13 protein-coding genes are annotated in these 13,050 nt (G+C 39.7%); 12 read left to right on the top strand and 1 reads right to left on the bottom strand.

Going from position 1 to position 13,050, the window contains the following annotated elements:
• The first annotated feature begins 8 nt into the window (after positions 1–8).
• The 12 genes from truB to AC27I2_RS03660 all read left to right on the top strand — a co-directional run bounded on the left by truB (position 9) and on the right by AC27I2_RS03660 (position 12,583).
• Positions 9–953 carry a tRNA pseudouridine(55) synthase TruB gene (gene truB, locus AC27I2_RS03605; RefSeq protein WP_219421717.1) on the top strand — a complete coding sequence of 315 codons (945 nt, stop codon included), beginning with the start codon at positions 9–11 and terminating at the stop codon, positions 951–953.
• 109 nt (positions 954–1,062) lie between these two features.
• Positions 1,063–1,332, top strand: coding sequence for a 30S ribosomal protein S15 (gene rpsO / locus AC27I2_RS03610; protein WP_004585888.1), 270 nt, complete (start codon positions 1,063–1,065; stop codon positions 1,330–1,332).
• Positions 1,333–1,847: 515 nt separating this feature from the next.
• A complete protein-coding gene (gene pnp / locus AC27I2_RS03615) occupies positions 1,848–3,974 on the top strand; it encodes a polyribonucleotide nucleotidyltransferase (protein ID WP_058552625.1) in 2,127 nt (708 codons plus the stop codon).
• 209 nt (positions 3,975–4,183) lie between these two features.
• Entirely contained in the window at positions 4,184–5,062 is an 879-nt protein-coding gene (nlpI, locus tag AC27I2_RS03620) for a lipoprotein NlpI (RefSeq protein WP_058552626.1), read from the top strand.
• A 1-nt stretch (position 5,063) separates the two neighbouring features.
• Positions 5,064–6,173 (top strand): hypothetical protein, encoded by a 1,110-nt coding sequence (locus AC27I2_RS03625; protein ID WP_487203506.1) that lies wholly within the window; start codon positions 5,064–5,066, stop codon positions 6,171–6,173.
• Positions 6,174–6,373: 200 nt separating this feature from the next.
• Entirely contained in the window at positions 6,374–9,166 is a 2,793-nt protein-coding gene (locus AC27I2_RS03630) for a monovalent cation/H+ antiporter subunit A (RefSeq protein WP_487203507.1), read from the top strand.
• On the top strand, positions 9,166–9,519 hold the full coding sequence (locus AC27I2_RS03635) for a Na+/H+ antiporter subunit C (RefSeq protein ID WP_487203508.1): 354 nt from the start codon (positions 9,166–9,168) through the stop codon (positions 9,517–9,519). The genes AC27I2_RS03630 and AC27I2_RS03635 overlap by 1 nt, the downstream gene beginning before the upstream one ends.
• Positions 9,516–11,033, top strand: coding sequence for a monovalent cation/H+ antiporter subunit D (locus AC27I2_RS03640; RefSeq protein WP_058403393.1), 1,518 nt, complete (start codon positions 9,516–9,518; stop codon positions 11,031–11,033). Before AC27I2_RS03635 ends, AC27I2_RS03640 begins: the two co-directional genes overlap by 4 nt.
• Positions 11,033–11,569 (top strand): Na+/H+ antiporter subunit E, encoded by a 537-nt coding sequence (locus tag AC27I2_RS03645; RefSeq protein ID WP_058403392.1) that lies wholly within the window; start codon positions 11,033–11,035, stop codon positions 11,567–11,569. Before AC27I2_RS03640 ends, AC27I2_RS03645 begins: the two co-directional genes overlap by 1 nt.
• Positions 11,563–11,832, top strand: coding sequence for a K+/H+ antiporter subunit F (locus AC27I2_RS03650; protein ID WP_006793386.1), 270 nt, complete (start codon positions 11,563–11,565; stop codon positions 11,830–11,832). Before AC27I2_RS03645 ends, AC27I2_RS03650 begins: the two co-directional genes overlap by 7 nt.
• A gap of 9 nt (positions 11,833–11,841) precedes the next feature.
• Complete coding sequence (locus AC27I2_RS03655) at positions 11,842–12,174, top strand: Na+/H+ antiporter subunit G (RefSeq protein WP_058403391.1); 333 nt, start codon at positions 11,842–11,844, stop codon at positions 12,172–12,174.
• A gap of 193 nt (positions 12,175–12,367) precedes the next feature.
• Positions 12,368–12,583, top strand: a complete 216-nt coding sequence (locus tag AC27I2_RS03660; protein WP_487203509.1) for a TIGR02450 family Trp-rich protein — start codon at positions 12,368–12,370, stop codon at positions 12,581–12,583.
• Positions 12,584–12,745: 162 nt separating this feature from the next.
• Here AC27I2_RS03660 and AC27I2_RS03665 read toward each other — a convergent pair whose 3' ends face one another.
• Entirely contained in the window at positions 12,746–12,988 is a 243-nt protein-coding gene (locus AC27I2_RS03665) for an RNA recognition motif domain-containing protein (RefSeq protein WP_058403389.1), read from the bottom strand.
• Positions 12,989–13,050: the final 62 nt, after the last annotated feature.

The following is a 13,050-nucleotide window of genomic DNA, read 5'->3' on the forward strand; positions in this document are numbered from 1 at the left end:
ATGTAGCGATGGCAAGACGCAGTAAAGGCCGTGCAATAGATGGGATTTTGTTGTTAAACAAACCGCAAGGCATTTCGTCAAATAAAGCATTACAACAGGCAAAAGGTATATATTTTGCTCAAAAAGCGGGGCATACAGGCGCGCTTGATCCGCTAGCGACTGGTATGCTGCCAATTTGTTTTGGTGAGGCAACTAAGTTTACCCAGTTTTTACTTGATACTGACAAAACTTATGTTGTGCGCGCTAAATTAGGTGAAAGAACAACAACATCAGACTCTGATGGTGAAATAGTTCAGACACGAGATGTAAATGTAACTATAGAACAGCTGAAAAAAGAAATTGCAGCGTTTTTAGGTGAATCGGATCAGTATCCATCAATGTATTCTGCACTTAAATACGAAGGAAAACCTTTGTATAAATATGCCCGCGAAGGTATTGAAGTTCCAAGAAAGTGCAGAAAAATAAATGTGTTTAGTTTAACGCTTGATGAGTTTGATGAAGCAAATAATGAAGTACAAATGACGGCCCATGTATCTAAAGGGACTTACATTCGTACTATTGTTGATGACTTAGGTGAAAATTTAGGCTGTGGTGCTCATGTAATTATGCTTCACCGTTCAGCTGTTGGGCATTATCCTGCAGAGAAAATGGTATCGCTCGAGCAACTAGAGTCGTTATTAGCTAAAGCGAAAGACGAAGAAATTTTGCCATCAAGCTACCTTGATGAACTGCTTCTACCCATGGATACAGCATTAGTTGATTTACCTGTTGTAGAGATAAGTGAAGAGCAGGGCATTGCATTTAGCCATGGTCAAGCTGTGGTGCTAGGTAAAGAATTACCAGACGGTGCGATAAAAGTCTTAGCAGATGGCGTGTTTATAGGCACTGGTGAGAAAAATCCTGACGGGCATTTAAAATCAAAGCGCGGCCTATCTAATCAGCAGGCAGAGTAAAGTTTAACTTGTAGTTATTCTTATACTTGTTAGAATACGCCCGCTTAATCGTTTTGGCTGAATTAGTGATCGGCTAAGACACCTTTTAAATTTAATTTTTGGAGTTATTATGTCACTAAGCAATCAAGAAAAAATCGATATCATTGCTAAATTCGCACGTGCTGAAGGCGACACTGGTTCACCTGAAGTACAAGTAGCATTACTTACTTTTGATATCAACAAGCTTCAAGGTCACTTTGCTGATCACAAGCATGACTTCCACTCACGTCGTGGTCTGCTTCGTAAAGTAAGCACTCGCCGTAAATTGCTTGATTACCTTAAAGGTAAAGATATCTCGCGTTATACTGCGTTAATCCAAGAGCTTGGCCTACGTCGCTAAGAACTTGATTACGAGAAAAGGAGCTTTATAGCTCCTTTTTTTGTGCCTGAAATTTAGAAAATAACATCGACTAGTAACTGGCCATAATATTTACACCAATCCGCAATAATACTTAACCATGTTGCGGGGCTAAACGTGTCACTATTCGCGTTAAAAATTTATTTTGAGAACAACTTAATAGCAATTTTTTTGCTTAGTTATTTACACGTTTTTCCACTCTTAAAATAGATCACTTTATTAAGCGGATTAGTATAAAAGTCTTCTATAAAGCTGTGCGCAGTTTTTCTCGTTAATTCAACCCATTTAGATGATAAACATACATACTATAAACTGTTTGCTAGACTCGCATTTTTACGTGGCTTTGGTATATACTATGCGCGTAGATAAAAAGGTTTATCTACAGTTAATAACATCATTGCCAATTGTAGTACTTAATTGATTTCCAACTGAATACAATTATGTACTGTAATTGGTACTTTGATGGAACACTTATTTAGATTTAAAGGATATTTTAAGTGCAAGCAATTATAAAAGAATTTCAACTAGGTCAACACACTGTAACTCTAGAAACAGGCGCAATTGCGCGTCAAGCAGATGGTGCAGTTTTAGCAAGCATTGGCGACACGTCAGTTTTAGTAACTGTTGTTGGTAAGCGTGAAGCACAACCTGGCCAAGACTTTTTCCCACTAACAGTTAACTACCAAGAACGTATGTACGCTGCAGGTCGCATCCCAGGTGGTTTCCTTAAGCGTGAAGGTCGTCCAAACGACGGTGAAACACTAATAGCACGTCTTATTGACCGTCCAATTCGTCCACTTTTCCCAAATGGTTTCGTTAACGAAGTACAAGTTATTGCAACGGTTGTGTCTGTTAACCCTGAGATCCAACCTGATATGGTTGCAATGATTGGTACATCTGCGGCGCTTGCTATTTCTGGCATCCCGTTCAGCGGTCCAATTGGTGCTGCGCGTGTTGGTTACATTGGTGGCGAATATGTTCTTAACCCAACGTTAAAAGAACTTGAAGAAAGCCAACTAGATTTAGTAGTAGCGGGTACAGATAACGCGGTACTTATGGTTGAATCTGAAGCAGACGTTCTTGCAGAAGACGTAATGCTAGGCGCTGTTGTATATGGCCATGAGCAATCTCAAGCTATCATCAACGCTATTAACGAATTTAAAGCAGAAGCAGGCAAGCCTACTTGGGATTGGACTGCACCTGAGAAAAACGTATCTCTTGAAGAGAAAGTAGCTGAACTTGCTGCTGATAAAGTAGGCGAAGCTTACCGTATCACTGATAAAGTAGCGCGTAAAGAAGCACTTGGCGTAGCTAAAGATGCAGTTATCGAAGCACTATCAAGCGAGCTTGCTGAAGGCGAAACGCTTGATAAGCAAGAAGTGGGTAAGGTATTCGGTTCACTTGAGAAGAAAATTGTTCGTGGCCGTATCGCTGCAGGCGAAAAGCGTATCGATGGTCGTGAACCAGATATGATCCGCGCACTAGACGTAATGACTGGCGTATTACCGCGTACTCACGGTTCTGCTATCTTTACACGTGGTGAAACTCAAGCATTAGTTACGGCTACGCTTGGTACAGAGCGTGACTCACAGTTAATCGATGACTTGACTGGCACACACAAAAACCACTTTATGCTTAACTATAACTTCCCTCCATTCTGTGTAGGTGAAACAGGTTTTGTAGGTTCTCCTAAGCGTCGTGAAATCGGCCACGGTAACCTAGCTAAGCGTGGTATTGCAGCAGTTATGCCTACGCTAACAGATTTCCCTTACTCAATCCGTGTAGTATCTGAAATCACTGAATCAAACGGTTCATCTTCAATGGCGTCTGTATGTGGTACTTCACTTGCACTGATGAACGCAGGTGTGCCAATTAAAGCATCTGTTGCAGGTATTGCGATGGGTCTAGTAAAAGAAGACGAGAAATTCGTTGTTCTTTCTGACATCTTAGGTGATGAAGATCACTTAGGTGACATGGACTTTAAAGTAGCGGGTACTGCTGCAGGTATTACTGCACTTCAAATGGATATTAAAATTGAAGGTATCACGCAAGAAATCATGCAAATTGCGCTTAAACAAGCAAAAGCAGCACGTTTACACATCTTAGAAGTTATGGACGAAGCTATTTCTGCTCCTTCTGAAGAGCTTTCAATGTTTGCTCCACGCATTTACACAATGAAAATTCCACAGAAGAAAATCGCTGAAGTTATCGGTAAAGGTGGCGCTACTATTCGTCAACTTACTGAAGAAACAGGTACAACGATTGAGATTGGTGACGACGGTACAATTAAAATTGCCGCTACTGACGGTGAAAGTGCTGCAAATGCAATCAGCCGTATCGAGCAACTAACAGCTGAACTTGAAGTAGGTACTATTTACGAAGGTAAAGTTGTACGAATCGTAGATTTTGGTGCGTTCGTAAACATTCTTCCTGGTAAAGATGGTTTAGTACATATTTCTCAAATTAGTACTGAGCGCGTTAATAACGTTGCTGACCACCTTAGCGAAGGTCAAGAAGTTAAAGTTAAAGTACTAGAAGTAGATCGCCAAGGCCGTGTACGTCTAAGTATTAAAGAAGCAATGGAATCTGCTGCACCAGCAGCTGATGCGCCAACTGACGCGTAATTGCTAATGCTTAATCCAGATATTTACTGGATAATATAAAAGGGGGCTGTTTAGCCCCTTTTTTTATGCTTTAATGAGGAACTTGAATTTAAACAAAGATTATTCAAGGAGGTTCGATTACTTACGATGATATACAGTGTATATGTGATTATGAACCAAATTGGTCGTCGTCAGTCTTAGAGCTACCAACCTTGGTATTAAGGATTTTAATGATATTCAAACACATTGCTTTGGCGTCTTTTGCTATTTTGTCTTTAAGCGCTTGCCAAACAACAACTCAATCAGAACCAACACCAGTGGTGAATGTGCCTTTTACAGCACCATTAGCGTCTGACTTTCGCAGTGAAATAGCCATCGCGCGTTATTCTGAGTTACTCAACAGAGCTGATTTAACACCCGAGCAACAAGCTAAATTATATTATGATCGGGGAGTACTGTTTGACAGCTTAGGTATGACGACATTGTCGCGTATTGACTTCAACCGTGCTGTAAAGCTTAAGCCAGACTTAGCCGAAGTTTATAACTTTTTAGGTATTCAACATACATTAATGCAGCAATACGAAAAAGCGTATGAGCTTTTTGATTCTGCTTTAGAGCTGGATGAAGAACATGAGTATGCTTATTTAAACCGGGGCATTGCATTGTACTATGGCGATAGGCCTAGTATTGCAAAGACCGATTTTAGCCAATTTTTAGCGCGTTCTCCCAATGATCCTTACCGTGTGTTGTGGGTTTATTTAGCACAAGCTAAATTAGACAAAGACTCAGCGCTCGCCGAACTAAAAACCAACTCTAAAGCGCTTGATGACTCACAATGGGCTTATCAGCTAATTTCACTTTTTGCAGGTGATATGAATGAGCATGCATTTTTATCTGGCGTTAGCGATGGCGTTAAGTCAGAGCAAGAATATGCACAACGTTTGTGCGAAGCTTATTTTTACTTAGCTAAGCTACATCAAGCTGCAGGTGATACCTATGTTGCTGCGGATTATTTTAGATTGGCACTGTCTACCAACGTACATGAGTTCATAGAATACAAATATGCACGTTTAGAACTTGAGCTGTTAATGGAAGCAGACGCAAGTTAGTGTGTTAAGAGCAACAATCGCGTTACTTTTTAGCTTATCAATAGCAGGGTCGAGTAACAGTTATGGCGGTATTGGTTTTTGGCAGGTATTAAATGCCAAGGCCAATCCGTTACAATTATATTGGCAATTTCCACACTACTTTTTAGCACGTATAAATAAGCTGCCTAAAAACACCCTTGGCCTACTTGCTAGGCATCAAATTCCTACTGCGCAATACGAGTATTCTTTACATCTGCTCAAGGTAAAACAGATCAAAGCTGCTAAATTATTTTGGCGTGCAAGTTTACCCAATATAAATAATGCTCAGATTACTAACTTATCGGAGCAACTACTCGCTACTGAGCAATGGGGCGATCTTAATATATTAAACACGTTAGGGTACCTTAAGCCTGGTTTTGTATTAAATCATTTTAATTTACACCATGGTGTTATTCACACACAGATCCCTAAGCCATTTTTACATTCATTGGAGTTTTTATCGTTAGACTCTAATATTTTGGCAAATAAAAAATGCCAGTTTAATGTTTTAACGATGAGCGATCATCGAAGTGGACTTTATAAGTTGTCGGCATTAATAAAAACCTATAATAAAAAACCTGAACCAAGACCGGGCGCTTTTTGTTTTAGTAAACCAGTATATATGGCAGGTGCTTTAAAATGCAGCAATAGCATGAGTAAAGCGGCTAATTGTGATTGGCAATCAGCGTTAATAAATCAACAGCTTTTAAGAAAATTTGATTTTGTTGTGATGATGTCCAAATATGGAAGTGCTAATGTTAGCCGTGGTGTTATGCAATTAAATTCAGGCGCTAATTATGGTATTTTTTTGCACGAGCTAATGCACTTTAATGGCTTTGAAGATGAATATATTTTACCCAAGTCTAAGCAAGCGTGGTTGTGTAAAAGGAGAGGTTTAGTTGCTCCTAACTTGTATATTGCACAAAAAGGAGAAAAATCACCAAATGGCTGGCATAAAAGTAAAAGCTGCCAGATTGGCGGTGTAGCCTACAAACCAAGTAAAGACTGGTCAATTCTAGAATATCAGCAGATCACGCTTTCTGATCAATACAGGGCCCTTTGGTTGGCACATATAGATAAAATTAAGCGTTAATATGTTTATAACCATAGGTTTTTAAGTCCCTATTTTCCCTCTTTAAATTAACTCAACATGCTTCGCTTTTTATAGACAAAATATCTGTTATTGAGTATAACTATTACCATTAATGTCGTTTAAAAACAGGCAGTAAAAGCATCACTTAATGTATAAAAGTGGCGCCCTGATAAACTTATGATTATAAAAGGCCCTACATTATGACTTTGCTCTGGATACCCTTGTTATCCTTGATTGGCAGTGTTATTTCTGCATTCACAGGCAAACTTTCTCGCAATCAAAGTACATTTATTACTGTGCTTGCACCGTTTACCGCTTTGGCTATTACTTTATACCACGCGCCTGCGGTTCTTTCTGGTGAAACTATTCGCTATTCATTAGCGTGGATCCCATCTATTGGGCTTGATTTGTCACTTCGTATAGACGGTTTAAGCCTCTTGTTTATGTTTATGATACTAGGCATTGGTTTGCTTGTTATTGTATATACACGTTATTACCTCAGCGCTAATGACTCAATGGCTAAGCTTTATAGCTACTTAATGTTATTTATGACGGCAATGCTAGGTATTGTTATGTCTAATAACGTTATACAACTATGGTTATTCTGGGAATTGACCAGTATCAGTTCTTTTTTATTGATAAGCTATTGGTGGCATAAATCTGAAGCGCGTAAGGGCGCGCGAATGGCGCTAGCTGTAACGGGTGCAGGCGGTTTAGCACTACTTGGCGGGTTAATGTTGTTAGGGGACATTGTTGGCAGTTACGACTTAGATGTTATTTTAGCGAGCAAAGCCATTATACAATCCCATGATTTATACGAATTAGCACTTGTTTTAGTATTGCTGGGTGCATTTACTAAGTCGGCTCAGTTTCCGTTTCACTTTTGGTTACCCCATGCCATGGCTGCGCCTACGCCTGTTAGCGCTTATTTACACTCAGCAACAATGGTTAAAGCAGGTATCTTTTTACTTGCGCGTTTCTATCCAGCTTTAGCTGGGACCGAGATGTGGTTTTTATTAGTTGGTTTAACGGGGTTAGCTACACTGCTGTTTGGTGCTTACATTGCGTTATTTAAGCACGATTTAAAGGGGTTACTTGCATATTCGACAATTAGCCACTTAGGGTTGATCACGCTATTACTTGGCCTTGATACTGAACTTGCAACGGTTGCAGCCATATTTCATATAATTAACCATGCGACATTTAAAGCCTCGCTATTTATGGCAACCGGTATTATTGACCATGAAACTGGTACGCGTGATATGCGTAAACTCAATGGTATGTGGCGGTTTATGCCTTATACTGCAACCCTTGCTATGGTTGCTGCTGCAGCTATGGCGGGCGTGCCTCTGCTCAATGGTTTCTTATCTAAAGAAATGTTTTTTGCCGAAACACTCCATCAGCAAGTACTTGGCTCTATGTCATGGTTAATACCGGTGCTTGCGACGGTGGCTGGTGCATTTGCAGTTGCCTATTCAGCCCGCTTTATTCACGATGTATTTTTTAACGGTGACCCAATAGATTTACCGCGAACACCGCATGAACCTCCACGCTATATGCGAGTGCCAATAGAAATACTGGTTGTACTGTGTATTTTGGTAGGTATTTTCCCAAGCTTTACTGTTGATAGTATTTTATCCGCAGCCTCATTAGCAGTATTAGGGGAGGCGATGCCAGAGTATAAATTAACAATTTGGCATGGTTTTAATTTGCCGTTACTGATGAGTGCAATGGCTGTTGTCGGTGGTTTGTTCATTTACGTAAATCGCAAATATTTATTTCAATTTCAGGCGTCATTACCCACACTGAATGCTAAAAAAACCTTTGAGCGTGCTGTGCTGAGTGTTGTTGCATGGTGTCAAAGTAAAATTAACAGTACTGAAAACGGTTCTTTACAGCGCTACTTGGTTATTATGCTGGGCGTGGTATTACTCTGTGCAGGTTGGCCATTATTTGAAATGCAACAATTAGCCGGCAGTATGCCGCGCACACCTGTTGATGTACATAATGCGATTGGTGCTGGTTTATTAATAATTGGGGCAATAGCCACCGTTATTTGGCACAGATCAAGAATGGTCGCACTGTTAATGCTTTCTATTGTTGGTTTAATGGTGTCGGTCTTATTTACTCGTTTTTCTGCGCCAGATTTAGCGTTAACTCAGCTAACAGTTGAAGTTGCCACCATTATATTGCTAATGCTTGCGCTGTTCTTTTTACCGCAGCATACGCCTAAAGAGTCGAGCTCGTTGCGAGTGCTACGCGACTTAGGAATTGCTTCTACTATTGGCGTTGTGGTTGCAAGTATTTGTTATGCAATACTAACGCGCCCATTAAATTCTATTTCTGATTACTTTGTCGCTAATGCTAAAACGGGTGGCGGTGGCACAAACGTAGTTAACGTTATACTGGTCGACTTTAGAGGGTTTGACACCCTAGGTGAAATAACGGTACTGGGCATTGCTGCACTAGGTATATTTAAAGTGTTATCGCGTATTCCGCTATTTATGCCAGCTAGCGACAGTGAAGGGCGTCCTTGGGCGCGTGAACGATACCCAATTTTACTTGCAAGTATTTCACAAAGTTTATTACCGCTGGCATTGTTAGTATCAGCATATATATTCTTGCGTGGTCATAACTTACCCGGCGGTGGCTTTATTGCTGGTTTAGTTACGTCAATTGCCTTTATTTTACAGTACATGGCGCATGGCTCTAATTGGATCACCGAGCGCTTTGATATCAACTATCGTAAAATTATCGCCTCGGGTATAGGTATCGCAATGTTTACCGGTGTGGGTAGTTGGTTTTTCGGTAGACCATTTTTAACCACGTGGTTCGATTACTTTGATATTCCATTTGTAGGTAAAACAGAGCTTGCTAGTGCAATTGTGTTTGATCTTGGCGTGTACCTCACAGTTGTAGGTGCCACATTAATGATTTTAGCTAGTTTGGGTAATATGACTTCCGATGCCCCTAAAAAAGAGGTGAATATTTAATGGAGCTATTATACGCATCGTGCGTTGGTGTATTAGTTAGCTGCGGTATTTTTTTACTGTTAAGAGCACGTACGTTTCCTGTTGTACTGGGTCTTACCATGATTTCATATGCAGTAAACTTATTTTTATTTTCATCAGGGCGTTTAACTATAAACAAAGCCGTGGTGCTAGGTACCGGTGCAGATTACGCCGATCCACTTCCTCAAGCCTTGGTTTTAACCGCAATTGTAATTGGTTTTGCAATGACAGCATTTGTGGTTATTTTGGCTATTCGTGGACGTGCTGATTTAGGAAGCGACCACGTTGATGGAAGCCCCGTTAAATCAACTGCAGCAAGTAAGGAGCAAAAATGATCCAACATTTAGCTTCGTTACCTATTTTACTGCCTATGCTTGCAGCTGTAATTTTGTTACTCCCACCTTGCGGTAAAAGTGTACAAATTCGTCGATACGCATCAAATACTATGGCGCTTATTACATTTGCTGTTAGTGTGTTTTTATTAATACATATTTACAACACAGGCATTAGTGTTTATGCCATCGGTGATTGGTCAGCCCCCTACGGGATAGTACTTGTGGCCGATAATCTATCAACATTACTCGTAGCGCTAACCTCGTTTTTAGGACTTGGAGCCATTTTATATGGCAGTGCAGGCGATGATGAAAAAGGGAGCTTTTATCACCCACTGGTTCATTTTTTAGTGCTGGGTGTTAATGGCGCTTTTTTAACCGGTGATTTGTTTAACCTGTTTGTGTTTTTTGAAGTTTTACTGATTGCATCGTATGCATTACTTATGCACGGTGGCGACAAACAAAACACACGTGCAGCACTACAATATGTAATTCTAAACTTAGTGGGCTCGAGTGTATTTTTAATCGGTTTAGGTATTTTATATGGCGTATTAGGTACATTGAATATTGCTGATATGGCGCAAAAGGTATCACAACTTAATGGCGATGATGTATTTATTGCTAAAGCCGGCGGTTTATTACTACTTATTGTATTTGCTTTAAAAGGCGCATTGTTGCCGCTACATTTATGGCTTCCAAATACGTATGCTAGCGCAAAACCTGTTGTAGCAGCCTTATTTGCTATTATGACTAAGGTGGGTGTTTATGCCATGCTACGTGTTTACACCGTTATATTTGGTGAACAGGCGGGTGCACTTGAGCACATGGTACAACCTTGGCTTTGGGGATTAGCGATTGCAACGATTGTGGTTGGCGCCATGGGCGCTATCGCTGCGCAAGATTTGCGTAAGTTAACCGCTAATTTAGTCTTGGTGTCGGTAGGTACTTTAGTTGCACTAGTAGCTTTACAAAATGTAAATGCAACGGCTGCATTGTTGTATTACTTAGTGCATTCAACATTAGTGAGTGCGGCGTTATTTTTACTAGCTGACTTAATTGCTAAGCAACGCGGTAAAGTTGCTGATAGGCTTGTTGGTGGGCGCGCAGTTAAACAGCCGCTTTTACTTGGGGCATGCTTTGTTGTAGCAGCCTTAACTGTGGTAGGTATGCCGCCACTATCGGGCTTTGTTGGTAAAATATGGATACTAAAATCGACGTTAAATAGTGAGCAAGCCTTAGTATTTTGGCCAGTGTATTTAGTGACAAGCTTTGCGCTGTTAGTGGCACTTTCTCGGGCGGGTACAAGTTTGTTTTGGGAAAGAAAAGATAAACGCAGCGAAAGCGCAGACTGCGCTGATGCAAACCCATTGCAAGTGACGGTAATAATAGGTTTACTTGCTTGTTCGCCGCTGTTAGTGATTTTCGGTGGGCCGATTAGCGAGTACATGGTAGGTGCTGCTACGCAGTTACATGATATTAGCGGCGGCATAAACGCTGTACTTAAAGGAGGCATGTAATGAGACTACAAGCCCGTTTTCGGTGGTTACCAACGCCATTTCGTAGTTTATTTTTGTTTATAGTATGGTTGTTGCTTAACAATAGTGTGTCGGTTGGCCATATTGTACTGGCAACATTTTTTGCTATTTTTATTCCTATTCTAAGCTTTTCATTTAGAGATCCTCAGCCGCTAATTTTAAAGCCAGGGCTAGCTCTAAAACAATTTGTAATTGTACTTTATGATATTATTGTTGCTAACTTACAGGTTGCGTTATTAATTGTTGGGCCTTCCAAAAAACTACGCCCAGCATTTATTAAAGTCCCTTTAGACTTAACTCACGATATGCCGATTACAATTTTAGCAAGCAGTGTGTCGTTAACTCCCGGTACTGTAAGTGCTGAGGTGTATCCTATTCCTGAGTCGTTAGCTGAGGGAGAGGAAATGACGCAGCGTTATTTGCTCATACATGTACTTGACCTTGACGACGAGGCTGAGCTTATCAAGCATATTAAAAAACGCTACGAAGCTCCACTAAAGGAGATATTTCAATGTTAGATACTGTATTACTTATTGTTTTCGCAATGATAGGACTTTCTTTACTGCTTAATTTATGGCGTTTAATTATTGGCCCATCAATCCCCGATAGAGTATTAGCGCTCGATACTATGTACATAAATGTTATTGCACTCATTGTTTTATACAGTATAAGCATGGGAACAGGGTTGTACTTTGAGGCCGCATTATTAATAGCTATGCTTGGTTTTGTAAGCACAGTAGCTGTATGTAAGTATTTACTACGTGGCGATATAATTGAATAAGGTGGCAAAATGATTAGCGAATGGGTTGTATCAATTTTATTGTTATTTGGTGGCACGTTTATTTTAATTGGTTCGTTAGGCTTATTAAAATTGCCAGACTTTTTTATGCGTTTACATGGCCCAACTAAAGCAACAACGTTGGGTATGGCAAGTATGTTAATTGCCGCTATGGTGTATTTTGCAAACTCTAAAACGGGTTTAAGTGTTAAAGAAATACTGATCACTATATTTCTATTAATAACGGCCCCAATTAGTGGCTATATGTTAATTAAGTCGGCTATTCATCATAAACTCAAACCAAAAGAGGGCACCAAAGGCCTGGACAATATTGAGGATGATTAAGCTTTATTGATTAGTAAACTATTAAGTTTACGTTAAAGCAAAGCGTTATCGATATTAAACCGAATAAAGAAATTTATTCGGTTTTTTGCTAATGGCAAACCAGTTAACGCTTTTATGAGAAGTTTTTAATTGAGCTTAGATGCATATTTGTTCGTATTAGGCTCTATAAATTAATAATAAGCTTTAAATTATTATGAATAACCTCAATCCAAAAAAATTACTTAATAGCAAATGGACTGCAACGCCTGCCATTAATAAAGAAAAGCATTTTGTAATTGTAGAAGTAGAGTACGACGAAGATGCTAATGTAATAGCTTGTATTATTGAGTCGGTGTTTTCTAAAAACCAATATCCCATTAGCTGGCGAGATCTTAAAAACACTGAAAAATGGCGTCAAGGTTGGAAGTAGCTTTTAACAAATCTAATATAAAATAGTAAGTTGGGGTATAAACGTTCACTTGTCGTAGTCTAAAAGTAGCAAACTTAGGTAGGATTTTGAGCTGAAAATACAGCAATACTAATAATTGAAAAAACCAGCATTTAGCTGGTTTTAAAAGTGCATAGCAAGCGGCTATTTTTCATCTGCGTATTTTACGCGAATCTTACTTTTATCAACGGTTGATTGATTAAGTGCTTTAATCGCGCTTTTACTTTCAATGTCGTTTGGCATTTCTAAAAAGGCAAAACCTTTAGATTGGCCAGTTTCTTTATCAAGTACCAAGTTACAAGTTGTCACTTTACCGTGAGCTGTAAACAACGTACGAAGGTCTTGCTCTGATGTTGTGCGAGACAAATTACGAACTAATAATTTCATATTTAACCTAAATAATGGGTTCAGCTTGATTATCTCAAGTAATTTGGCTTTAACCTAATTAT

Source organism: Pseudoalteromonas sp. NH0006-46 (assembly GCF_057547735.1).